General features: G+C 38.0%; 25 protein-coding genes. 7 read left to right on the top strand and 18 right to left on the bottom strand.

What is annotated here, in order from left to right; genetic code table 11:
* Positions 1-10 precede the first annotated feature (10 nt).
* Genes fabD through GKR88_17700 form a run of 5 tightly spaced genes read right to left on the bottom strand, consistent with a single transcriptional unit; the run spans position 11 to position 6,286 of the window.
* A complete protein-coding gene (fabD, locus tag GKR88_17680; protein QMU65925.1) occupies positions 11-1,840 on the bottom strand; it encodes an ACP S-malonyltransferase in 1,830 nt (609 codons plus the stop codon).
* Positions 1,837-3,102, bottom strand: a complete 1,266-nt coding sequence (locus GKR88_17685) for an AMP-binding protein (GenBank protein QMU65926.1) — start codon at positions 3,100-3,102, stop codon at positions 1,837-1,839. Before GKR88_17685 ends, fabD begins: the two co-directional genes overlap by 4 nt.
* Before the next feature lie 30 nt (positions 3,103-3,132).
* Positions 3,133-3,900, bottom strand: coding sequence for a glucose 1-dehydrogenase (locus GKR88_17690; protein QMU65927.1), 768 nt, complete (start codon positions 3,898-3,900; stop codon positions 3,133-3,135).
* Entirely contained in the window at positions 3,881-4,945 is a 1,065-nt protein-coding gene (locus GKR88_17695; GenBank protein QMU65928.1) for an aminotransferase class I/II-fold pyridoxal phosphate-dependent enzyme, read from the bottom strand. Before GKR88_17695 ends, GKR88_17690 begins: the two co-directional genes overlap by 20 nt.
* 48 nt (positions 4,946-4,993) lie before the next feature.
* The gene (locus tag GKR88_17700) at positions 4,994-6,286 is read right to left on the bottom strand and encodes a hypothetical protein (GenBank protein ID QMU65929.1); all 1,293 of its coding nucleotides are present in this window, start codon (positions 6,284-6,286) and stop codon (positions 4,994-4,996) included.
* A gap of 168 nt (positions 6,287-6,454) precedes the next feature.
* Between GKR88_17700 and GKR88_17705 the strand changes: the two genes are divergently transcribed.
* Together GKR88_17705 and GKR88_17710 are read left to right on the top strand one after the other, a co-directional pair.
* The gene (locus GKR88_17705; protein QMU65930.1) at positions 6,455-6,808 is read left to right on the top strand and encodes a transposase; all 354 of its coding nucleotides are present in this window, start codon (positions 6,455-6,457) and stop codon (positions 6,806-6,808) included.
* 19 nt (positions 6,809-6,827) lie between these two features.
* On the top strand, positions 6,828-7,781 hold the full coding sequence (locus GKR88_17710) for a DDE transposase (protein QMU65931.1): 954 nt from the start codon (positions 6,828-6,830) through the stop codon (positions 7,779-7,781).
* A 144-nt stretch (positions 7,782-7,925) separates the two neighbouring features.
* On the opposite strand, the gene GKR88_17715 is transcribed toward GKR88_17710, so the two are convergent.
* Together GKR88_17715 and GKR88_17720 are read right to left on the bottom strand one after the other, a co-directional pair.
* A complete protein-coding gene (locus GKR88_17715) occupies positions 7,926-8,117 on the bottom strand; it encodes a hypothetical protein (GenBank protein ID QMU65932.1) in 192 nt (63 codons plus the stop codon).
* 60 nt (positions 8,118-8,177) lie between these two features.
* Positions 8,178-8,408, bottom strand: coding sequence for a hypothetical protein (locus tag GKR88_17720; protein QMU65933.1), 231 nt, complete (start codon positions 8,406-8,408; stop codon positions 8,178-8,180).
* Positions 8,409-8,419: 11 nt separating this feature from the next.
* Here GKR88_17720 and GKR88_17725 point away from each other — a divergent pair, with 11 nt between their 5' ends.
* Positions 8,420-8,596, top strand: a complete 177-nt coding sequence (locus GKR88_17725) for a hypothetical protein (GenBank protein ID QMU65934.1) — start codon at positions 8,420-8,422, stop codon at positions 8,594-8,596.
* 46 nt (positions 8,597-8,642) lie between these two features.
* Here GKR88_17725 and GKR88_17730 read toward each other — a convergent pair whose 3' ends face one another.
* From GKR88_17730 to GKR88_17740, 3 genes are all read right to left on the bottom strand, one after another.
* Positions 8,643-9,704, bottom strand: a complete 1,062-nt coding sequence (locus tag GKR88_17730; GenBank protein ID QMU65935.1) for a hypothetical protein — start codon at positions 9,702-9,704, stop codon at positions 8,643-8,645.
* Between the two features lie 192 nt (positions 9,705-9,896).
* A complete protein-coding gene (locus GKR88_17735; protein QMU65936.1) occupies positions 9,897-10,175 on the bottom strand; it encodes a hypothetical protein in 279 nt (92 codons plus the stop codon).
* A gap of 24 nt (positions 10,176-10,199) precedes the next feature.
* Positions 10,200-10,340 (bottom strand): hypothetical protein, encoded by a 141-nt coding sequence (locus GKR88_17740; GenBank protein ID QMU65937.1) that lies wholly within the window; start codon positions 10,338-10,340, stop codon positions 10,200-10,202.
* A 609-nt stretch (positions 10,341-10,949) separates the two neighbouring features.
* On the opposite strand from GKR88_17740, the gene GKR88_17745 reads away from it, so the two are divergent.
* Together GKR88_17745 and GKR88_17750 are read left to right on the top strand one after the other, a co-directional pair.
* Positions 10,950-11,321 carry a transposase gene (locus GKR88_17745; protein QMU65938.1) on the top strand — a complete coding sequence of 124 codons (372 nt, stop codon included), beginning with the start codon at positions 10,950-10,952 and terminating at the stop codon, positions 11,319-11,321.
* The gene (locus GKR88_17750; GenBank protein ID QMU65939.1) at positions 11,321-12,178 is read left to right on the top strand and encodes an IS3 family transposase; all 858 of its coding nucleotides are present in this window, start codon (positions 11,321-11,323) and stop codon (positions 12,176-12,178) included. The genes GKR88_17745 and GKR88_17750 overlap by 1 nt, the downstream gene beginning before the upstream one ends.
* A gap of 301 nt (positions 12,179-12,479) precedes the next feature.
* On the opposite strand, the gene GKR88_17755 is transcribed toward GKR88_17750, so the two are convergent.
* On the bottom strand, positions 12,480-13,295 hold the full coding sequence (locus tag GKR88_17755; protein QMU65940.1) for a DUF2911 domain-containing protein: 816 nt from the start codon (positions 13,293-13,295) through the stop codon (positions 12,480-12,482).
* A gap of 120 nt (positions 13,296-13,415) precedes the next feature.
* Positions 13,416-14,090 carry a DUF2911 domain-containing protein gene (locus GKR88_17760; GenBank protein QMU65941.1) on the bottom strand — a complete coding sequence of 225 codons (675 nt, stop codon included), beginning with the start codon at positions 14,088-14,090 and terminating at the stop codon, positions 13,416-13,418.
* 69 nt (positions 14,091-14,159) lie between these two features.
* Between GKR88_17760 and GKR88_17765 the strand changes: the two genes are divergently transcribed.
* On the top strand, positions 14,160-14,513 hold the full coding sequence (locus GKR88_17765; GenBank protein ID QMU65942.1) for a transposase: 354 nt from the start codon (positions 14,160-14,162) through the stop codon (positions 14,511-14,513).
* A gap of 19 nt (positions 14,514-14,532) precedes the next feature.
* Positions 14,533-15,486, top strand: coding sequence for a DDE transposase (locus GKR88_17770; GenBank protein ID QMU65943.1), 954 nt, complete (start codon positions 14,533-14,535; stop codon positions 15,484-15,486).
* Here GKR88_17770 and GKR88_17775 read toward each other — a convergent pair.
* From GKR88_17775 to GKR88_17800, 6 genes are all read right to left on the bottom strand, one after another.
* Entirely contained in the window at positions 15,459-15,752 is a 294-nt protein-coding gene (locus GKR88_17775) for a DUF2911 domain-containing protein (GenBank protein QMU65944.1), read from the bottom strand. The genes GKR88_17770 and GKR88_17775 overlap by 28 nt on opposite strands.
* A 350-nt stretch (positions 15,753-16,102) precedes the next feature.
* Positions 16,103-16,306 (bottom strand): hypothetical protein, encoded by a 204-nt coding sequence (locus GKR88_17780; protein ID QMU65945.1) that lies wholly within the window; start codon positions 16,304-16,306, stop codon positions 16,103-16,105.
* Positions 16,218-16,964 carry a SidA/IucD/PvdA family monooxygenase gene (locus GKR88_17785; protein QMU65946.1) on the bottom strand — a complete coding sequence of 249 codons (747 nt, stop codon included), beginning with the start codon at positions 16,962-16,964 and terminating at the stop codon, positions 16,218-16,220. Before GKR88_17785 ends, GKR88_17780 begins: the two co-directional genes overlap by 89 nt.
* Before the next feature lie 138 nt (positions 16,965-17,102).
* Positions 17,103-17,333: a hypothetical protein gene (locus tag GKR88_17790; GenBank protein QMU65947.1), complete on the bottom strand. Its 231-nt coding sequence runs from the start codon at positions 17,331-17,333 to the stop codon at positions 17,103-17,105.
* Between the two features lie 36 nt (positions 17,334-17,369).
* Complete coding sequence (locus GKR88_17795) at positions 17,370-18,326, bottom strand: NAD-dependent epimerase/dehydratase family protein (GenBank protein QMU65948.1); 957 nt, start codon at positions 18,324-18,326, stop codon at positions 17,370-17,372.
* Positions 18,314-25,240 (bottom strand): SDR family NAD(P)-dependent oxidoreductase, encoded by a 6,927-nt coding sequence (locus GKR88_17800; protein QMU65949.1) that lies wholly within the window; start codon positions 25,238-25,240, stop codon positions 18,314-18,316. Before GKR88_17800 ends, GKR88_17795 begins: the two co-directional genes overlap by 13 nt.

The raw sequence follows: 25,240 nt of genomic DNA on the forward strand, positions 1-25,240 counted from the left end.
ATCTCAACTTTTACTTGTTTTTATCATAGAATACAGGGGCATAGTCGGTATCTTGAACATTGATTGCTTCCAGAAGATCTTTGACCGCATCACTGGTACCGGCTTCTACCGTACAGTGGTTAATAGAGCCGGTTAAGATAAAATCGGTGCCCATCACAAAGGCACTTGCTGCCGATTGAGGGGTACCGATACCTCCTGCCAGACCTATACGAATGTCTTTGGGATATCCATATTCTTTCTGGATATCATCTCTTAGTCTTTGGATGGAGGGTAGTAATACCGTGGCTACACCACGATCGGTGTGACCACCCGAATCGGCCTCCACGCAGATATCATAACTCACAGGAATTGTTTTGGCAGCTTCGGCTTGCTCTAAAGTGATTTTCCCCTGTTTGACAAGATTATCTAGTAATTGCTCTGGAGCAGGACGCATAAAAACCTCTGCCACTTTGGGATGGGAGATCTTGGCCAGGATTCGATGACGATTGGTCAAGGAACCATCGCTATTTTTTTGAATCCCTGATGAGTGAAAATATACCAATGATGTGGTCATTTTCATATAAGCGGAAGCCTCTATATTTTGAACGCCTTTTTGAAGATAGAGTTCTACAGTTTTCATTTCGGTATCTGGATCGTCAAGATGATGTAAGAGATTCATCCCATAAGCTTGTCCCTTACTACTAAGCGATTTTTGTATGACATCAATATCGGAAGCTATCCTGTCCATTGACAGCCCACCAGTACCCAAATAGCCCATCATGCCAGCTTTCCCCATAGCAATTACTAATTCTTTGGAAGCTGTACCGCGGTACATAGATCCAGAAATGTAATTGTATTTCAATCCGTAGTCTTCCCGAAAAGCTTTACTGCCTAACCTTTGAGCTAGGAATTTTTCTTCTTTTTCGGGGAATTTATCGGAAGAAGGTGCTTTAAGAATTATTTGCGCTCTTCCATTGGACGTCATTTTTTCAGAATCGGTTTTTTCAGATTCGATATCTTTGATAGGGGAGCAATCCTTTATAATCTCCTCTACCATTTTAGTTAGAATATCCCTTCCGATTTCTTTGTATTCGACTATCGCTTTGCCCATCAAATAGCTTACGCTATTGGCCCACTGAACCGAATCCGCAATCTGGCGGCTCAGTAGTTTGGCTACTTGCTCTTTTCCATAAGGATGTGCCGTGGCATTGCTAATCACAGGGATTTTGGGAGTGTCAAAGGTAAATCCTTCTAAAAATAAGGCAAACTCTTTTGCCACCGATTCCATATATCTTGAATGAAACGGTGCCGTAACAAACAGAGGAATACTTTTAATCCCTTGGACATCAAAATCTTTTACCACCCTGTTGATGCTCTCTCTAGGACCCGATAAAACCGTTTGGGTAGGGGTATTGTAATTGGCAATGTCCAAACCGCCATAATCTCCTTCTTGTAGTTTTTCTTTGAGTGAGTCGATCCCAATCCCTAATACTGCTGCCATACTGCCCCCCGAAGCAGAAGCCATCAGTTTGCCGCGCTTTTGTACCAGTTTGAGCCCTGTCTCAAAGTCATACGCTCCAGCAGCCAACAACGCATTGTACTCTCCTAAACTATGGCCGGCTAGGTAATCGGGTATAATACCTTTTTCCAAATACCTCAAGTGATTCACTACATACAATGCAGGCTGTGTAAACTCGGTCTTTGCCAGTTGTCTGTTAGGGTCTTTTAAGCAAAGCTTTTTAAGGTCATAACCCAACATCTCAGAGGCTAATTTCATCTCTTTGGGATAATGGTCAAACAGATCTTTACCCATCCCTTTGTATTGAGAGCCTTGACCGGGGAAAAGTATTGCTGTTTTCATCGGGTATTTGTTTTTGTTGTTCGTGATAGTTGTTTGATCCGGCTACTTAATTTACGACGTTGTATTTTACCTGACACAGTTCTTGGCAAATGTGTTACTTCTATAACCGTAATTGAATTAAAAGCACTTACACCAAATTCTCGTAGAGCTTGAGATACAAGCTTGTGCAAATCCCTTTTTTTTATGTTTATTTCTTGAGTTACAGCAACCAAAAAACCCTCTCTGTGAGATGATTCCGTATTGCGACAAATGGCCAATCCATCTTTACAATCAAGTTTCTCATAAATCTTATTTTCTAATAGTGCAGGTGAGATTTTTATTCCGCCATAGTTGATAATATCATCGGATCTTCCTTCATAGTATAAATAATTGTTGCGTATGCTGCCCAGATCTTGAGTGACTAACCAACCGTCCTTATTTTTTAAGGAAATTTTTTGACCATCTACAATGTAGGCTTGAGCAACATGGGGACCCTTAATGGCAATGTTCTGAGTAGCGGTTAATTTAATTTCTACCGTATCTGTAGCCTGTCCAACGGATTCGAGCTTGTCTCCTTTTTCTTCATGAATTTCCAGCAATGTGGTCCTTGATGCCTCGGTCAAACCGTAATGTTGTACAATTATGGCATTCGGGAACAATGCTTTTAACGTTTCTTTTTCTTTTTGATTCATATATTGACTGCCAATCTCTATCCATTGAACACGCTTTCCGTATTGACCTATCAGGTCTTTGTTTGTCAGCAGGATACGCCATAGGTCCGGTACAGCAGAAATCGCATTAATACTCCCTTTTTTAAGCATGTCACCAATTTCGGCTGGTCTGAAAAGATGGGGAATAAAAAACTGCCCGCCAACAGCTGCAACAGCACGGCATCTCCCTAACCCAAAAGAATGATAAACGGGTATGCCGATGTATTCTCTGATGTTGCCATTTAATTGCATTAAAGTATTTAAACGAGTTATCACATTGGATAAATTAGTATGACTCAGTATCACCCCTTTTGGATTGCCTGTTGTACCGGAAGTAAAAGCGACCAGGGCTACATTATCTGTATCAGGTGCCTTAAAATCCGGCGCCATCCAAGCACCGTCCGGTTCAGGGCTTATAATTTTCCTGACTTGTGTAGCCTTAATGCGATATTGATCTTTTTCATTTCTCAACGGAACAGCAACATTCCCTGCTTCCATATAAGAAAATAATGCTTTTATATAACCCGTATGATTAGCGGCGACAATGCCTATGGTTTGATTACTATTTTTCATTTCTATTGATCTTACATTAGGGTCTCTTTTTCATCGCCTCTTTGGTCTGCCTCCATCCACCATATACACGCTACCTGTACAATAACTGCTATCGTCACTGGCAAGAAACAACATACATTTTGCAATTTCTTGCGGAGTGGCATAACGCTTTAAGAGATTGAGTCTGGCAAAATTTCTTTTGGCTTTTTCCGGATTTTCAGGCAATGTTTTTTGTTCCATAGAACGCATCATCCGTGTCTCTGTTATGCCGGGATTAATCGTATTCACACGGATGTCAAAAGGAGCACATTCTACGGCAACAGAACGCATGATCCCGATAACGGCATGCTTGCTAGCTACATAAGCAGATAATCCCGCCGCTCCGCTGACTCCTGATGTGGAAGAGGTGATCACAATACTACCTCCATGCTTTTTCATTTCGGGAATCACATATTTGAGCCCCAGCCAAACCCCTTTTACGTTGACGGCCATTACTTTGTCAAAGGTTTCGATACTATGTTCGGTAACAGGTGAAGGATCATCTTCAATGCCCGCATTATTAATGAAAACATCAATATGTCCGTAGCGTTCAATGGCTTTATTGACATAATTTTGTACCTGCTCCGGTTGAGTGACATCCGCTATAGCATAACTTGCCGCATCGCTATTGATCGAATGTAAAGCTTTTTGTAACGTTTTTTCATCACAATCAACAAGCAACACCTTAGCGCCTTCCCTAATAAAAAGGGCAGCAGTAGCCAACCCTATGCCTCCTGCACCACCGGTAATAACAGCTACTTTATTTTCCAGTCGTTTCATATTTAATAGTATAATTTTGTAAAAATGAAACCAGGTGTTTTACATCCTGATCATTAATATCTTTATGACACATAATTCTAAGTGTACGGGCATTAGGTGCCAGTAGTAAAATATTTTCTGATTTGGCGTCTTTTACCAGTTGATGGCTATCAAAAGGTGCATGCTCATCAATAGACAGGTAAAACATATTGATGGTGATACGAGGATTTGGCAATGAAAAATAGGGGAGTGCAGAAAGGCTTTGTGCGAGTAATTGGGTACGTTCGTGGTCTTCTGCTAGCCTGTTGATATTTTCAAGGCGCAAGGCTTCCAACCCACAGGCTGCCAGAATACCGGACTGGCGCATGGTACCTCCCAGATATTGTCTGACACCACGCGCTTTTTCAATAAACAAGCGATCACCACACAATACAGAACCTGCCGGAGCACCTAAACTCTTAGACAAACAAAACATAAGGGCATCTACAGGAGCAGCAAGTTCCTTAAAAGGTATACCGCTTGCTATTTGGGCGTTAAACAACCGGGCTCCATCCATATATACAGGAACTTCATTTTGATGTGCTATATCACACAAGTCCATAACATGTTGTTGATCAATAATGGTACCGCCGGACATATTATGAGGATTTTCTATACATAACAAAGCGGTTCCCGGTTGATACTTACTCGCTTTTTTTATCCTTTTCTTTACATCGCTTATTTTTATGACCCCATGAACGCCTTTTACGGTACGTGTTTGAATCATAGCATATGCCAAGGCTCCTTTCTCATAATTAAACATATGACTGTCTTCTTCAAGAATGATCTCCTGTCCCGGATCGCAAAATACCCGGATCGCTGTTTGGTTGGCCATAATCCCCGAAGGGAAGAACAAAGCTTTAGCTTTTCCGCTGAGTCCGGCACATTTTTCTTCCAAGGCAATGACCGTAGGATCATCGGAGAAACCATCGTCTCCCAATTTAGCATTGCAGATAGCATCATACATTGCCTTCGTAGGACGCGTGACGGTATCACTTCTGAAATCGGCTATAATATCGTAGGGCATGGCACTATTTTTTTAAATATTATACTATTATTTTTTCCCCTCATCTTTCTAAGGATTAAAAATTTGTAAAAATTGCTCCAAAGGAAAAGGGAAATCAATCGTTTTTAATTTTTCTTCCGTAAAGCCATATTCAGGTTTTGGGTGCTTTAAACGCCACCCTTTTACACGCTCAGCCACATCTTTTTCGGCAACTCCGGTATCCAGCCCCTGGATAAATATCTCCGCCAATTCTTTCACTTCTTCAGTTTTCAAGCCAAGTTTGGTAGCCTCGGCCATAGAAAGGCGGAAAGTATGAGCATTGATTCCCGGTAAAGCGTCAAAATTATTAATCAGCAAACCACAACGATGTAACCTGTCGGTAATTTCCCAGGGGTCATTATCCAATTCGGGAGTAACCCACAACTGATGGCAATCGGTAAAACCACGTTCGGCTTCCGCAACATGGAGTTTCTCATGTCGGTGTAATAAAGATGCAAATGCCCTTGAATTTTCAACCACGGTCTTTGCATAATCAGCACAGCCGCAATGCTTCATTTCGAGTAGCACTAATGTCAGAGAAACAAGTCCGGCTGCATGAATATGACTGACGAAATAGATCATTTTATCATTAATTTTTTCAATAATCTCTTTTTGGTTTGAGGCTAGGAATGTCTTATGCGGCCCCGGTAGCGTTTTATGGGTTGATCCGCCAAAAGAATCTGCACCCCGGTCAAGAGCATTCCAGCAAGCTCCGCCGAGAACCAAACCGTTCAAGTGACTTGAATCGAAATGGATTAAGGTTGCCGGCGAATGTTGATCGACCAACTGACGTACCGGCATCGGATCAATGGGAAACAAAAAGGTGGATTGATCAATATAGATCAAACGTGGTTTTTCTTTTTTGATCATGGTTTCCAGTCTATCCAAATCCAAGTCATGGGGAGATAACATGGGCATGTCTAACAAACGAATCCCCAAACGCTTTGCAATCATAGGTGTACTAGGATGCCCGCCCATATTTGCAGGAATGGAAATTACCGTATCTCCTATATCCGTTAAGGCTGCCAACACTACCGTCAAGCAATTCATCCCCGAAATCCCTTTCAGATTGATAAATTCTGCTTTTGTCAACTCTTGTAATAGCGGAATGAGAATTTCTTCTTTAATCTTGTCAATACCCCTGTCACCACGGAAAGCCTGAGACATCGGCTTATAATCAAAATGATAACGGGAATAATTGTCCAAAATAAAAGGTAACCTCGAAATGGGCGACATGGTATTTTCGCTGGGTACAAAAGAAATGGAAGCACGCGCATGCTTTTCGTGATCGGATAAATAGTGTAATACGTTTTCCGGTGTCATAACGGATCAGTCACAAAAGTTGTGTGTGAGTTCAGATGAAGATTAATTGTTAATTGAAGATTGAATGAAGTGTGTCTTTGCGAGTGAAACGAAGCAATTAGGGATCAGGGTCAAAAGTTTTGTGTGGATTGAATTAAAGTTTTGATCTTTGTAAAAAAAAAACAGAGATTGGAATTATCCTTAGACCTTTTAAAATTCATCTTACCTGAGATGCTCGTAGAACATTTTGATTTGGTAAGACACACTCATCGAAATGAGGAACTTCATTTGTATTTTGAAGAGCGTAATGTTGTTCCTAAAGAAGTCATAAATCCTAATGTAATTGCTCATGGTTTCCACAAAGAGATTACTATTGAAGACTTTCCTTTGCGTGGAAACACTGTGTATCTTCACGTAAGGCGACGTAGATGGTTAGATAAAGAGACTAGGCAAATCATTCAAAGAGATTGGAATCTAGTAGCTCAGGGAACTCGCATGACAGGTGAGTTTGCTGCTTTTTTAAAAGAGATTAGTCGATACTGAGAAGAGTGATTGCAAAACCATTGCAAGAATCTATGGCGTGAATGGGAAGAAGTTCCAAAGGCAGTATCGAGATTATTTGAGTGAGTTTAAACAGTGGAAGGAAAAGTCTCATGCCAAAGAGTGGTTGATCTTCCCTGAGAATATAGGAACTCGATTATCTATCGACGAAGTAGCCTTATCAAAAGGAGAACTCTACACCATCGTTACCAATAAAAAAGCTAAAGGAAAGAAAGGAAGTATTGTGGCGATCATAGCTACTACCAAAGCAGAACCTATTATCAAACACCTATTTAAAATCTCATCTGCGAAAAGAAACAAGGTCAGAGAAATTACCCTAGATATGGCGAACTCCATGAAGCTGATTGCCAAACGGTGTTTCCCCAAAGCCATACAAGTAACCGATAGATTCCATGTACAGAAACTAGCTCTAGAAGCACTTCAAGAAATTAGGATCAAACATCGATGGGAAGCCATAGATACAGAAAATGAACGGATCAAACTTGCCAAAACCAATAACAAAGAATATTACCCTGAAATATTAGAAAATGGAGATACCATAAAGCAACTCTTGGCTAGAAGCAGATACTTACTCTACAAAGCACCAAGTAATTGGACAGAAGATCAAAGAGTAAGAGCTAACATCCTCTTTAAAAGATATCCTGATATCAAAACAGCTTTTAAGCTCGTACAAGGACTTAGAAATATCTTCAACACAGCAAACTCAATACAAGTCGCTTATACAAAACTAGCGCATTGGTATAAAGATGTAGAACAAACAGCATACAAGGCTTTTAATACCATAGCAAACTCTATCAGGCTTAACTATAGATCAATATTGAATTACTTCATTAATAGAAGTACTAATGCAGCGGCAGAATCTTTCAATGCCAAAATCAAAGCCTTTAGATTACAATTTAGAGGGGTCAAAAACACAGAATTCTTCCTCTATAGATTAACTACAATTTTTGCATAAACACAACAATTAGTCTTGATCCGTCATAACTGTTTGGTTTTTTAGTGATTATAAAGTTTATTGTTGCTCATCAGACAGAATACTGTGTGTTTCTTGCCGATATATATTTTTAAATGGTTTTGCTTCATTAGGAAATAAATACTATCATAGTAAAATTATAAGGCCCGCATCAATGGTAATCACTATAATGATAAGCCATCTTAACGGAGATATTTTATAAAATACACGGCGATCTCGTTTTTGCACAACTCTCAACAGATAATTATCCATATGCTTTCCTGCTTTTCCTCCTGCATAGCCTCCAAAGAGTACTCCCGGTATTGTAAAGATCAGCATGTCCCCAGGGGATCTGCTCTAAGCGGATGTGCAATATGAAACCCAGAACAGAATCAATAGCTAAGATGGCAACACCCCTGTGGCTATGGCAGTTTCTATACTGGTTCGATATATAAATAACAGGTATAATGCTATCAATTCACCTACGCCTATGGCTGTCCATGAAGCTATAAAACCGCCAATAATTCCAACTATGGCCAACCCTGTTACTTGCATGTTGATACCCTTATATTTAATTTTGGATGCGGTAATTTTATCATTCCCATAGTAGGCTTCTAAGACCAATGCCAAAGCAATGAAAATTGATATATAGCTTTACATATTCAGGAGGCACATTCCAGATATACGTCCCTATTGGAGGTAATGTACCAATGGGAACAAGGAAAATAATGCTACCAACCGATACAATAGCTATTAATAATAGAATAAACAGGTCTTTTTTAGCAGCCATAGACGATACGCTTTTTATCCTGTCATGAAAGCCATTTTGTTTGGAAAATTTTTTTTAAGCATGAGTTTACGTTATCAATAAGTAAAATACTTTTTAAACATGGCTTTTCTCAACACTTCCAGGGTAACTTCCTGGCCTTCTTTCAAATCTCCGTTTTGTATGGCATTGTAAGAAATACTCCCTTTAATCTTTGACAGTTTTAATTTTGTCTGCGGATCGGGAAAATAAAAACTTACAATAGTCATTCGCTCACTTTCAGGCAACTCTTCCTCAGTGGGAATTCTTACACCATGATAGTTTGCCTCAACCACTCCATTGGTAAGATGATGGATCAATTCTCCAAAATTGACCAGAAAGGTACCTCTTACAGGAGGTATGGGGATTCTCTCTCCTTCCTCTTCCAATTCAAAGCCGATATAAGGATCCTCAGAAAATTTTCCCAGGGTAGGAATCTGGTACAATATCGTGATGAGGCTGGTATCATAATGGCTGGTCATCCTTTCCCTGGCGTCTTCATCTTGTTCAACTGCCGGGTACAAAAGTGTCATATTACGGGTAAATCCTTTCTCTAAAAAAAACTCCTGGACCTCTTTGGTATAGGTAAAATCGGATGGAATGAGTTGAAGCGCATCAAATAATTTTTCGAGTAGCAGCCGGATAAGAGCGGTTACTTTTTCCGTATATAATTTACAAACCCGCCCGAATGTCTCATTAGGATATGTGACGTCTGTATTGTGGACAGAAAACACATATTGCATGAGCTGATCAAAACTCTCTCCGGTTCCGGAGACTTTTGCAACACTTCCCTTTTTGAATCCTTTATACCCTGCGACGTCGATTTTCATATCGGGTGGAACGAATTTTGCCTTCTCTTCTTCCGACAGGCTGAAGAAAGCTCTGTGGACATTGAGTAATTCTTCTATCAGATATTCTTCAATACCGTGATTTTCTATACAGAAGATCTTTTTCTCCAGAACTTCATTTATAAAGGCAGTGAGTTCTTCTTTGCTGTTTAATTTTTGCATGTCAACAACCGGAATATCTCCCAGGCTTTCCTTTGAGAACCAGTGTAGCCGGTCCAATTGAATGGGAGGGAAGTTGAACGGATTTTCAAGATCATAATTCGTTGTTCTCATTTTATTTTACATGATTTAATAAATGTTTGTATAGGCTTTAGTAAACAGGAGAATAAATAAGGCAAGTAATAGATATACTAAACTATCCATTGAATTCATTTAAAAAAAAGAATAGCGCAAATAAAAGAGCATGTCTAAAACTTTATTTTTTAAACATGTTCTTGGATTTAGTTCTCATAAAAACCCCTGTTATTAATTTGAAAAGCGTTTTGGCTTTTCGCATATTAATATGCCTATTCCTCCTTCTTCAATAGAACTCCAACGCCTTGTTCCCGGTTTTGAAATGATCAGATCCCCTTTGTCTTGGAAGATTACCTGTTTGTCGGTACAGGTTTTAGTTACTTTTCCGGATAACATGACGATATGCTCATAACCGGTATATAAGTGTTCAAGCAATTCTCCGCCTGCCTCTACTTTGAACAAATGAGCAGAAACTTCACCCTTATTTTCATACAAGAGGTGCATGCTCACACCTTTGGATCCGGGATAAGGAGTCTATTCCACCTGATCAGGATTTTGTACCAAATTAAACAGATCTTTTACTTCAATACTGTTTTCAGTTTCTGTTCCCCGGATAATGCTGTTTGCACTTTCAAGGATACTGTTTTCCGCTTCAATAATTTCCATGTTTTCCATAATAGATTAGATTTATGTGGGTTAATAATTAATAATACTCATAACTAGAGTGCAGTGCTTCACTCAATCTGGAGTTAAACAACAATTTTAAAGGCAGCTACCTACTAACTATTGTTACACCAGAATGGCAGGCTTTAACTTTTACCATAACAATTTTATCTCTTTTTGATCCGGATTTTTACCAAACCAGACGAACCTAAACCCAGTACTGTTTCCTGAATTTATAATACTTCCATTAAAACATGAATATTTTGGGGGTCAGTGACCTTCAAATATAGTCATTTTTTTTGAGATCCGGACTTTTATTCGTTTAAATTTTAAAAATTATTTGTTCATACTTTGTTATTTTTCTTATAAATGCTGCCATGCCTTTCAAAAAGCGTACCCATTTGGACTCATTTCAATTTATTTCCGGTTAAAAATCACTAGTGTCCGAAACTTTTGAAACAAGACCGTTTCTTTGTTAGTATGTAAATGAGCTCATTTGAAAATTTGATAATGGATTCATTTTTCATTTAAAACTTAACATTTCTTGTACATTGTATATAATAACCCGTTGTGCATTTTGATGACCCGTCCTGAAATATGTATACAAAAAACAACAAGTATATGTATAAAAATGATGGATATGTAAGACGTTATAGTGAGAGTTTTAAACTCAAAGTATTAGCAGAACTTACCAAAGGAAACCATTCCAAAAGACAAATTGCCTTAACTTACGGCATACAATCTAGTACGATAAACGTATGGATTAAAAAATATGACCGTAAAGATTTAATGAACACCCGTGTAACCGTGCAAACAGACGACGAATTATCCCGTATTAAAGCCCTTCAAAAAGAGCTAAAACAACTCAAAGATCTTCTTATTAAAAAGGATCTAGATAAACTTGTGAATGATAGTTATCTTGAAGTAGCTGCTGAAAATCTTGGCTATAAAAATGTTGAAGAATTAAAAAAAAACTTAAACATAAAGCCTTAATGAAAATAGCACCGATTAATAGAAAAAAAAGAAGGTACGCCATCGCTACTATTTGTAATGCTTTCGAGTTAAAAAGAGATGCTTATTACAAATATCAAAAAAGGTTTGTTCTTAAAAAACAAATAGAACAAAATGTAATAATGCTTGTTAAAAAAAGCAGGAAAACATTACCCAGAGAAGGTACTAGAAAGCTAATGAAATCCTTACATAATGATTTTAGGAAACAGAATATAAATATAGGTAGAGACCAGTTATTTAGAATCTTAAAAGAAAATAATTTGTTAATTAGAAGGAAAAAATATTCTTCTAAAACAACCAACTCTTACCATCGTTTTTATAAATATAAAAATATCATAAAAGACCTGATCATTAATAGACCTAACCAAGTTTGGGCTTCGGATATTACCTATATAAGAACTATAAATGGATTTTGTTATTTAGCACTTATTACTGATATGTATTCAAGAAAAATAGTAGGCTATGATATTAGTGATAGTTTAGAACTTAAAGGCTGTGTTAGAGCTTTAAATAAAGCTATTTATCAAACTAAAAATACCGAAGAAATCATACATCATTCTGATAGAGGAATACAATATTGTAGCAATGTTTATACTCAAATTTTGAAAAGAAAAAAGATACAAATCAGTATGACCCAAGAAAATCATTGCTACGAAAACGCAATGGCCGAAAGAGTTAACGGAATTTTAAAAGATGAATTCTTCCTCGACCAAACATTTACAAATATCAATCACGCCAAAAAAGCAACAAAAAATGCAATCAAATTATATAATAATAAAAGATTACATTTATCTTTAGATTATAAAACACCTAATTACGTGCACAAAAATGTAGCATAAATTTTAATAATTAACTGTAGCCCTATTTTAGGACGAGACATGAACTAAAAAGTAAATTTAAACGTCAGTTCGAGTGATTTTGAGCTGCGAAAAATCGTATCGAGAACATATTTAAAGCAAAAATCCTATTCTCGATACAAATTTTTCTCATTTTCAATCGAAAAATTTACTCGAATTGACGAATTTTATCAAAATGCACAACGGGTTATAATACTTTGTATTCACTACTAAAAACCTAGCGATCTTACCTCAAACTTTCTGATGCCAATAATTGATTAAATAAAAAGTCATAATAAGTTCGTTATATAGCTCCCCATTCTTTTAGTGAAGCCATATTCAGGTTAATAAACTCTTCATCCTTGGCAACTTTAGCATCTTCTAAAGATCTTCTTGCTACTTCTACAGCCTTCTCTTTCATTCCTATTTTGGCATAGATGATTGATTGTTGCCTTAACTGCCGGAATGAAGGCCTTTCCATCATAGACATCGCTTTTTCCATCCATTCACCGGCTTGTTTAATGTCTTTATTGTTCCGGCTATAATACACGGCAGCAAAATAATAATCCATGGCTTTTGGATTTTCAGCCAAAGTATTTTTGATATTTGGGATCACAATATCATCGGTCGGAACCTCAAATTTAATACCTGCATAGGTATTGTCCCATAACAACCCCAAAACGGCACTGGAATCAGTAATATCATCTATTGCTATAGTAAAAGTGTCAATCTTCATAGGTAAAACCTGAGGAGTTATTTTTAGTTGAGCAGCAATTTTTGCATAATGCCATACGTTAGGAGCTCCCCAGTTTTCGGTATCGGAATAAAAGATCATTTCCCAGGATTTTTCATCAGGAATGGCAAATAGTGCATAGGTGCCTTTTTTCAGAAAGTGCCCGTCAAAAGAAATGTCCGTACTAAAAGTTATTTTGGTATTCGCATTGGCAGCTGTTCTCCAAATTTTTCCGTACGGAACTAAATTTCCAAAAATAGCTCTCCCTTTGCTCCTGGGTCTGAAATACTCTACAGAAATATCCGTTAGCCCTACTTTTTGTTTTAAGATACTTTTTGGGCTGGGTAATGGAATAACTACCTGCGCTTCAGCAGTATTTTTTTTCATAATTAGGTGGGTTTAAAATTTTGTTAAAAAGATATGAATAATTGATTATAAGCAACTAAAAACTCAATAATTGCGAATTTAAAACTCGGAATAATATTTTTTAGATAACATATTTTATAATTATAAAGCCCCCCATTCTTTTAAGGAGGCTGTATTCAGGTTAATATATTCTTCTTTCCTAAAAATTTTAGCATCTTTTAAAGATCTTCTTGCCATTTCCACAGCCTTCTTTGTATTTCCCATTTTGGCATAGATAAGTGATAGTACCCTAAATTGCGGAAATAATGGCCTTTTCATCATAGACATTGCTTTTTCCATCCATTCATGCGCTTGCTTCATGTCTTTATTATTTTGGCTATAATACATTGCAGCATTGTAATAATCTGCCATTTTTGGATTTTTTGCCAGTATATTCTTGATATTTGGTATCACAATGTCATCGGTCGGAACCTCAAATTTAATACCTGCATAGGTATTTTCCCATAACAATCCCAAAACGGCACTGTCATTAGTAATACCATCTATTGTGATGGTAAAAGTCTCGATCTTCATAGGTAAAGCCTGAGGAGTTATTTTTAGTTGAGTAACTACTTTTGATTCATCCCATTTTTTAGGAAGCCCCCAGTTTTCAGTATAGGAATAAAAGATCATTTCCCAGGATTTTTCGTCGGGAATGGCATATAGCGCATAGGTTCCTTTTGGATCAGTCACAAAAGTTGTGTGTGAGTTCAGATGAAGATTAATTGTTAATTGAAGATTGAATGAAGTGTGTCTTTGCGAGTGAAACGAAGCAATTAGGGATCAGGGTCAAAAGTTTTGTGTGGATTGAATTAAAGTTTTGATCTTTGTAAAAAAAAACAGAGATTGGAATTATCCTTAGACCTTTTAAAATTCATCTTACCTGAGATGCTCGTAGAACATTTTGATTTGGTAAGACACACTCATCGAAATGAGGAACTTCATTTGTATTTTGAAGAGCGTAATGTTGTTCCTAAAGAAGTCATAAATCCTAATGTAATTGCTCATGGTTTCCACAAAGAGATTACTATTGAAGACTTTCCTTTGCGTGGAAACACTGTGTATCTTCACGTAAGGCGACGTAGATGGTTAGATAAAGAGACTAGGCAAATCATTCAAAGAGATTGGAATCTAGTAGCTCAGGGAACTCGCATGACAGGTGAGTTTGCTGCTTTTTTAAAAGAGATTAGTCGATACTGAGAAGAGTGATTGCAAAACCATTGCAAGAATCTATGGCGTGAATGGGAAGAAGTTCCAAAGGCAGTATCGAGATTATTTGAGTGAGTTTAAACAGTGGAAGGAAAAGTCTCATGCCAAAGAGTGGTTGATCTTCCCTGAGAATATAGGAACTCGATTATCTATCGACGAAGTAGCCTTATCAAAAGGAGAACTCTACACCATCGTTACCAATAAAAAAGCTAAAGGAAAGAAAGGAAGTATTGTGGCGATCATAGCTACTACCAAAGCAGAACCTATTATCAAACACCTATTTAAAATCTCATCTGCGAAAAGAAACAAGGTCAGAGAAATTACCCTAGATATGGCGAACTCCATGAAGCTGATTGCCAAACGGTGTTTCCCCAAAGCCATACAAGTAACCGATAGATTCCATGTACAGAAACTAGCTCTAGAAGCACTTCAAGAAATTAGGATCAAACATCGATGGGAAGCCATAGATACAGAAAATGAACGGATCAAACTTGCCAAAACCAATAACAAAGAATATTACCCTGAAATATTAGAAAATGGAGATACCATAAAGCAACTCTTGGCTAGAAGCAGATACTTACTCTACAAAGCACCAAGTAATTGGACAGAAGATCAAAGAGTAAGAGCTAACATCCTCTTTAAAAGATATCCTGATATCAAAACAGCTTTTAAGCTCGTACAAGGACTTAGAAATATCTTCAACACAGCAAACTCAATACAAGTCGCTTATACAAAACTAGCGCATTGGTATAAAGATGTAGAACAAACAGCATACAAGGCTTTTAATACCATAGCAAACTCTATCAGGCTTAACTATAGATCAATATTGAATTACTTCATTAATAGAAGTACTAATGCAGCGGCAGAATCTTTCAATGCCAAAATCAAAGCCTTTAGATTACAATTTAGAGGGGTCAAAAACACAGAATTCTTCCTCTATAGATTAACTACAATTTTTGCATAAACACAACAATTAGTCTTGATCCTTCCTTTTTTCAGAAAGTGCCCGTCAAAAGAAACGTCCGTACTAAAGGTAATTTTAGTATTTAAATCGCCACCTGTTCTCCATATTTTTCCGTACGGAACTACATTTCCGAAAATAACTCTCCCTTTGCTCCCGGGTCTGGAATAGTTTACGGAAACATCCGTTACCCCTACTTTTTGTTGCAAAATACTTCTTGAGCTGGCTGGTGGAATCATTACCCGTGCGCTATCAATATATTTGTTCATAATTATTAGGTAGTTTTTAATTTTAAGTGAGGAATGGCATTAAATATTTTATAGTTTAACAACTCATTTTTTTGAATTTTACTCACGAACCTATTCCTTAGCAATTTTATCTCTTTTTGATCCGGATTTTTACCAAACCAGACGAACCCAAACCCAGTATTGTTTCCTGAATTTATAATACTTCCATTAAAATATGAGTATTTTGAGGGTCAGTCACCTTCAAATATAGTCATTTTTTTGAGATTCGGACTTTTATTCGTTTAAATTTTAAAAATTATTTGTTCATACTTTGTTATTTTTCTTATAAATGCTGCCATGCCTTTCAAAAAGTGTACCCATTTGAACTCATTTCAATTTATTTCCGGTAAAAACGGAAATTCCAGCTTAAAACCCGTACACCATACAATGGTGTCGATCTCCTCCTCAACACCGTCATTAAAGATCACTTTGTTGCTCTCAAATTTTTTAATCCCGGAAACATTGGTTTGCAATTTCCCATCTACCATAGCAGCAAAAGGGTGGTCGTTTTTGGTGATCACCTGATCCGATACCATGCCGGCTTCCAGAGACTATTTTGCCATTAAATGTATGGCCGGGGTTTTCGAGATTGAAAAAATTATTGTATATCTTACTGTGGTATTTTTCATCGGCGTAGTGAGACATGGTGTTCGATGCTCTGATAGTATACATATCAATGGTTTTGGAGCCGTAAGGATGCCTGACCGCAACCGTACATTTTTCCGCCAAGTCGGCTATTTCGGTAGTCAGGTCGACAGAAGTTTCTCCCATTCCCACACACAGTACCTTACAACTTATAAAAAGTTCGCTGTTCTTATATTCTCGGGAGCGATAAACACTGCCCTTAAACTTATCAATACCCGGAATATCGGGTATATAAGGTTTCTGGAAGGATCCTCTACTGACGACCACGTGGTCAAAAAGCAACTCCTTTTTGGTATCTCCACTCTTAGTATGCACCTGCCATTTTTTATCCTTCTTAACCACTTTTTCAACTTCGGTATTGAGTTGGATATCAGTGCCCAGGTCAAATTTCTCTATGTATCGTTCCAAATAGCGGAAATAATCATTCCAGGTCCAGAAGTGCAGCTTTTCTTCTTTGGGCATAAAATCGGAATAGGCCATAAAATGGTTCGAAACCGTTAACAGACAGGAGTCATAGGTGCCTCTTGAGGCAAATACGCCCCCGATGATTTCTCCTTTCTCAAAACATTGTACATCATGACCTTCATCTTTTTAACTGTTTGACGGCCGTTATCCCGGAAGGGCCGGCCCCTATTACACATACTTTTTTCATGATTTATTGGTTTTATAAAAAATTCATATCATATTTTATTTAGTCTTACTGTATTTCTTTCGTGGTTTATCAATAAAACCTTGTTTAATTAATACATCAAAATAGGTTTTCATTAAATGACTATTGACCGGGGGGCATGCAATATCTTCTTTGGTAAGAATTTCACGGGTTAGCTGACTATCTACATAAGGCAGCCATGCTTTTGTATATAGTTCCGGAACAGTCAGTTGCTCTTTACCATGACGCGCTGAAAAAAACGGAAGCAAATAATGCAGGGGATCATCCGGTATTTGCTGTACCTGTTACATCTTGTCGAGCCAATCCGCATAGGGAATGAGTTTTACATCATAATTGAGAGACCGTAACCATTGTACCACCTCAACCCAATCCCAAGGTTTTGGATTCGTTAGATGAAACACGTTTCCGTAACTTTCAGGTCGTACAGACAGATTAATAATGGCCTTGCTGACATAATCGACCGGGGAAAGATCAAATACTGCATCCAAATCATACATATACCCTGTTTGAATGGCTGCCTTGAGGAGTCGGCAGATAAAATCATTCGTATTCCAAGCACCGGTTTCACTGTGGCCGGAGATATACGGCGGGCGGTAGATGCTGATGGAAACACTGCGTTTCCCGGCTTCCAAAACCAATTGCTCTGATACCCATTTACTCTGAGCATATACCAACTCCATACCTTCGACATGATCTAGCGAAGTATTCTCATCAATGGTTTTTTGAGCATAATAGGAAGAAGAGACTACAACGATGGAAGAGACATAATGAACCGGTTTTAGTTTGGCAGTCACAGCAAGGCGCAAAATATCCCGTGTACTGTCTACATTAACAGCCTTCAGTCCTTTATATGGGTAGATGTAGTTCAGGTGAGCTCCATTGTGGTAAATAACATCCATTTTTTCAGCAAGTTGTTGAAACTCACTATCAGATAAATTCAATTGAGGCTTGGAGAGATCGCCTAACAATACACTGATTCGTTTTTTATAATTTTCCTGCCATACACCGTATTTTTTCAAGTTATTGTAAAGGCGTTCCTCGCCTGCTTTCAGGTCAGCAGCACGGACAAGACAGTGTACATCGCTTTTAGTCTGTTTCAGTAGTTCTTCAATCAAAAAAGCCCCTAAAAAGCCTGTTCCTCCGGTGAGCAAAACATTAGGTGATGGAGGGAGTTCTTTAAAAACAAGCTGGTCGGGATCGATAGCCTCATCCAATATCGCTTCTGCTTTTAATTCGGCAATCCTGCTAACTCTCTTTCATTCTCAACCGCTGCCTTTCCATTAGTAAGCACTTTGTGGGTAGATCCACTATTATTTTTATAAAAGTCAAGTAGTATATCTAGATATTCTTTATATAGGAAATTCCCTATTTCATCAATCGTCGGATAATCAAAAAACAAGGAAGGTGTGATCTCCAGTTGATATTTTTTATTGATAGCATTGGACAATTCAACAAAACTTATCGAATTAAAACCATAGTCAATAAGATTCTCGGATAGATCAATTTCTTTTGCATCTATTTTTAGAATGCCTGCAGAGATCGCCAGTATATCTTTCTGCAATTTTTCTAATACCATGCCTTCATCAGTTATGTTTAACAGCTCTGAGTTTTGAGCTAAAGATGTGAAAGGCTGATCAGTATTGACAGAGCTTTTATCTAACCCGGTTTCAGAATACATGATGGGCCTAGCTGCAACATCAATCGTTTTGGATTCCATAATATCTATCCAATACCTCTGTTTGGCAAAAGGATATGTGGGTACGGCAATGCGTTGAGGCTTTTGATCTATATGAAGTAATTTCCAATCTATCTCTATTCCAACCGTCCAAAGTTGTGCTATTCTGGCAAGTTCTTTTTTATCCATTACTATTTTTAGAAAGGCTTCTCCTGCCTCTCCTTCGATTAGTAATGCAGATGCTGTCTTATTTTTTTTGGTATTGCCCAGATAAAGACCATCTGTACTTTTTTGGTTTTCTATATATCCGTTCAACTTTTCTTTTAATTCATAAATGTCTTTTGCAAGTAGTGCTAATCTTTCAGGCATGGATTCACGGCCTACTTGTAGCGTATAGGTCAGATCCGCTAATTGAATTTTTGGATTTTTATCAATAAAATCTAAAATCTGTTCAGCATACGCTTTCAACCGTTCTTCATTTTGAGCTGACAAAACCACTATTTGTTCAGAAGACACACTATTAGCAGTGTTGTATTGCATTTCATATTCTTCCAGAACTACGTGGGCATTAGCACCACCGAACCCAAAAGAACTTACACCTGCTCTACGTGGTATTTTGTTTCCTGAATGATCAGTTAAAGCTTCCCACTGCTTATTTTCAGAAACAACATAGAAAGGACTACCCTCTAATTGAACGTATGGGTTTAACGTTTCAAAATGTAAATTACCAGGAAGCATTTTATGTTTCATGGAAAGTAACACCTTAAAGATACCAGCTATTCCGGCAGCCGATTCTAGGTGACCAATGTGAGTTTTTACCGAACCTATTCCGCAATGTGGTACTTCGGGTAAAGATTTTCTAGATTGCTCGTATAATTTGGTAAAGGCATTTTTAAGCCCATTAATTTCTATTGGGTCGCCAAGACTGGTACCAGTACCATGCGCTTCTATATAGCCGATAGTAGCAGGATCAAAACCTGTCTTTTGATAGGCATCAACCAATAGCTCTGCTTGGGCATTGGGATTAGGTGCTGTTAATGAATTGGCTCGACCACCATGATTTTCGGCAGTACTTTTTATCACGGCATGGATGATATCGCCATCATTTTGTGCTTTCTCCAGAGGTTTTAACCAGACAGCACCAACTCCCTCACCTCTCACATAACCATCAGCCCTTTCATCAAATGTTTTACAACGTCCGTCTTTGCTTAGCATACCTGCTTTACTGAAAGAAATGGTTAAGGAGGGAGTCAACGTCAGGTTAACACCTCCAGCAATCGCCGTATCGCAAGTACCACTACTGATAGCCTCTACGGCCCGGTGGACGGCGATTAAAGAACTTGAGCATGCGGTATCAATCGGTTCACTCGGACCATGTAAGTTGAGTAGATAGGAAACACGGTTTGCTGTAATAGAGTGTGCCCAGCCCGTTGAATTAAAAGCCTCTATTTCATAGCGATGTTTCTTAACCAACTCGTCATAATCATGTGTGCTTATTCCAACAAATACACCTGTTTTGGTACCGGATAGGTCAGAAGCTTTGTACCCTGCATTTTCAATTGTTTTCCAAACGGTTTCCAAGAATAACCTCTGCTGAGGATCCATCAACTCTGCTTCTCTGGGAGAAATCCCAAAGAACAAGGAATCAAACTTATCCACATCAGGAATAAAGCCTCCCCATTTGGCTTCGGTTTTATTGATCCCTTGTGAAGAACCATAATACATCTTCCAATTCCAGCGATTAATAGGAACTTCGCTAATTAGATCATCTCCAGATTCCAAATGCTGCCAGAAATCTTCCAGATTTTTAGATTGCGGCATTATGCCACTCATACCTATAATAGCAATATCTGTATGGGTATTATTTGAAGTCGTAGCTATTGGTGTTGAGCTAGGAATGCTTTGCTGAGTGGTTGGCAGTGGAATAAAACGACTTTTGAGTTTTATTTCAGTTTCTTCAACCAGAGTAGAAACTTCTTCTCGTATTATTGTGGTATCTTCTGATGTTGCTGAAGTTGTTTCAATATTGCTACCATAATAATTGGCTAATTGATTTTCATGTTCGAGGCATAAAAAATCAGAGAACTCACTTATTGATGGGTATTCGAAAAATATCGTTGGTGTTAATTCAAGTTCGTATTGATTGTTAAGTTTGTTGGCCAATTGAGTAAAATCCATGGAGTCAAAACCATACTCGCTTATATCATCATTAAGATCAATATCCTCAACATCAATTTTGAGAATTTCACTAATCATAGTTAGTATATCCGGTTGAAATTTCTTTACCAATTGATCTGTCTGAGGAATATCGGAAGAGGGTATTTTTGCTGTAGGCTTTGACACTTTAACCTCAAATCCCATCCATTTTTTAAGCTTTGAATAATTGCCCGAAATCATGATAAATTGATTCTTATCATGCTTTAAAGCCTGGTTGAAAACCTTCCATCCCAGATCATTTGAAATGGCTCGCATTCCCGTAGTGCCAGCAAGTATTTTTTCTGTTTCTTCATCAATTTGCATCCCGCCACTTTCCCATAAGGGCCAGTTGATGGAAATTATTTTCCCGAAGCGTTTTTTATTTATACACAATATTTCACGTTTTTCGGCAAAATGATCCATGAAGGCGTTGGCGTAGGCATAATCACATTGACCTGTGTTTCCGAATGACGCAGCAATGGAGGAGAAGAATACCATAAAATCAAGAGGCTCATTTTTGGTGAATTCATCCAACCAAACAGCACCATACAATTTAGGTGCTAAAACTGAGGTAATTTCTTCAGTCTTTTTCTTGAAAAACAGCGCATCTTTGATGACTCCAGCAGCATGAATGATTCCATTGATTTTTCCAAAATCAGCTTTAGTATTGGCAATAAGGTCTTTTACATCGCTGGCTTTGGAAATATCCGTTTGTCGATAGATTATTTTAGCATCGGATTGATTGAGTTGTTTTATTGTATTGGCTTTTTCATGACTGAGTTTGGAACGTCCTGTTAAAACCAATCTGGCATTGTACTGTTTTGCCAAATATTTGGCAAAAATTAACCCTAAGCCTCCAGCTCCCCCAGTGATGATATATACGCCCTCTGTTTTTAACTCGGTTATTTTAGAGCTCTGTTGTGTACCGTCAAATTCCTGTAGTTGTTTAACGAAGCGCTGGTTACTTTGATACTTGATTTCTGTACCACCATTGAGCAGGGATTCTTTTACTGCAATATCGGTTTGTCTTTCTGAATCAGATACAGTAATTATTTTAAATTTTAACTTGGAAAATTCTAAATGGATAGATTTTGTAAACGCACTTAAAGCAGCATATTGAGGTTGTATTTCCCCAAAGTCCAAATACAGATAAAGAAACTGAATTGGTTTTAAAGGTCTTTGATCAAAAAAAGCCTGACTGAGATAAAAAACGGAAAAAAGGCTTTGGGAAAGCTGCATATTCAATGCTACTTTTTTAGCGCTATATGCATCCTGAGACCATAAGTGAATTACGCGATCAGGAAGTTGATTGTAATGTGTTTTTATATCAACCAATAACTTTACATAGTGATTTGATTTATCTGGGTGGATGATATACGTTTGAGAATCTACTTTTTTATAACTTTTCCCAGGAGTAACCAAAATAAAGGTCTCATCCAATTTCTCCTTAAAAGAATCATAGCTGCTATTGTCTTTATCAAACAATAAGGTTAGATCGAAAGGTTCTTTTTTATTACTTATACTTTCATCTAATTCTGATTTTTTCCATATGTGTTTACAATAGAGATTTTCCTGTTTGGCTTTGTCGGATTTCAAAGTTCGAATCGCAAAATCGGATAGGCGAACCTTTTCTATACCTTTATCATCAAGAATAGAGATATTGAATTTTTTGACAAGAGAGTCAACCTCATTGATACGACGAACATACACATAGCACTTGTCGGGCAGTGACCCCAGTAGCTCCACTTCGCTCAGAGAAAAAGGAAGAGAAGGATCGGGAGAATTACTTTGGTCAAGTCCTACTACGGTTTGTAAGGCACCGTCCATAATGGAAGGGTGTAAAGTAAAATCTTCGAAACAGTCATTCAAAGTCTGAGGCAATTCCAGTACAGATAAAGCCTCTTTTTCACTGTAGTACAAATCCCGGATGGTTTGAAAAGTTGGGCCATAGCTAAGACCATTATCCTGAAATTTACGATAGCATTTTTGCGCATCCCAGTAGTTTGGACAACGATTTTTAAGGACTTCAATATCAATGAAATTTATATTTTCGGTAACTTTATTTGAGAACAGCAGTTTTCCCTGCGTATGGACTCTCCGTTCCTGATCTTCTTTGAGTGTACTTACTTCAAATTCAACTTGATCTTGTTGTGCAGGATAGAGACTAATATGAACTGGCGTATTGGGTTCGGTAATGGGAATTGCCCATACAATATGACTTAGTTTGGTGATCGGCTGTTCTGTTGCCAGTTCACCAGCAGCACGAGCCATTTCCAAATAAGCGACCCCAGGTAATGTTTTTAGGTCTGCAACAACATGATCGGTCAGGTAAAACTCTTCTCCTGTAAATACAGTAGTGAATTTTTGTTCACTCAACGTTGAGGTATTGCTCCCTATCAAAGGATGAATTTTTTTCTTTGCCGATCCATTAAGAGTATCCTGTTTATGTTGTAACCAATGACGTTTTTTTACAAAAGGGTAGGTAGGCAAAGCGATACGTTTTGGTTTTTGTTTTGAATAGAGAAGTTCCCAGTTCGGCTTCTGACCTTTGATCCATAATTTTGCCAAATTATGAAGATCACGCTTTTTAATAGCCTCTTTTACGAGTGCTTTTTGGCTATCTGGCAATTCGGATTTGTTATTTTTAAACTTGCCATAATAGACAGTTTCTGTCTCTTCCTCATTGAGGTATCGGGTTAGCTTTTCTTTCAGATCATTGAGGTTTTGTGTTACAATTGCAAGTCTTTCAGCCATAGATTCGCGGCCTGTTTGTAAGGTATAGGCGATATCCTGCAATTGTGTTTCAGGTTGTCTCTCCAGAAAATCAAGTAGTTGCCTAACGACTATTTTTAGCTGGTCTTTCCCTTTGGTAGATAGTAAAATAAGTAACTGTTGATCGCTTTCAGGTATGGGATGTGATAGTTTCGGCACATATTCTTCTAAAGCTATATGTGCATTGGCGCCTCCATAACCAAAAGAACTCACACCTGCTCTGCGTGGAATTTCTTTTCCTGAATCATCCATAAAAGTGTTCCAGTTTTGAGTTTTGGTAACGATAGAGAATGGTGTGTCGTTCAACTCTATGTATCTGTTGATTTCCTTTATATGCAGATTCCCTGGCAGTATCTTATGCTTCATAGCAAGAAGTACCTTAAACACACCTGCTATTCCGGCTGCTGATTCTAAATGACCAATGTTTGACTTTACGGAGCCTAATTTGCAATGCGGTTCTTTCGGATCGTCATAATCCCATTTTTCATAGAGCTGTTGAAACGTTCTCTTAAGTCCATTAATTTCGATGGGATCTCCTACACGAGTACCGGTGCCATGTGTTTCAATATAACTGATCGTTTTGGGGTCAATACCAGATTTTTCCCAGGCACTTACTAATAGTCTGGCATGTGCATTGGGATTAGGTGTGGTAAGGAAATTGGTTTGCCCGTCGTGATTGACAGCACTGCCTTTGATAACAGCATAAATATGATCATTATCCTTAACGGCTCCTTCAAGAGATTTTAGTAAAAGTACGGCTACACCTTCAGATCGAACATAACCATTACCACTTTCATCAAAAGTTTTACACCGACCATCAGAAGATAGAAAGGGTGCTAGAGTACAATATCGCTTTGGTGTAAGGCAAAGGTTCACCCCACCAGAAACAGCCATATCACAGCCGTCAACTTCAATAGATTTAACGGCCTGATGCAAGGCGACCAATGAGCTGGAGCAGGCAGTATCTATGGCAATACTAGGACCATTAAAATCAAAAAAATGTGAAATACGATTAGAGATCACTGAAAAATCACCTCCAGTTGAAGCATGAACGGATAATTCGTCATGTTCCATTAAGAGGGTTTTGTAGTCGTTGTTGCAGACGCCTATAAAAACACCAATGTTTTTACCTGCCAGATCGGATTGCTTGTATCCGGCATCTTCAATGGCACGCCATGTCTCTTCCATGACCAAACGCTGTTGGGGATCCATGAGAGCAGCTTCTTTTGGAGAGTTACGAAAAAAAGCGGCATCATACTTGTCGATGTCGGTTAAAAAACCTCCCCATTTGGAATTGGTTTTATTTTTCTCTGTACGATGATCTCCAAAATAATCTTTCCAATTCCAACGTTCTTTGGGAATTTCGGTAATAACATCTATTTGATCAATTAGGTTCTCCCACAGTTCAGTACTATTCTTTGATCCAGGAAAGCGACCAGACATCCCTATGATAGCGACTCCTGAACTATTATAGTTACCTGATTTTTTTTGATTTGTTGACTTTTTTTGCAT

It is taken from the genome of Flavobacteriaceae bacterium (assembly GCA_014075215.1).
GTDB lineage: Bacteria > Bacteroidota > Bacteroidia > Flavobacteriales > Flavobacteriaceae > Polaribacter.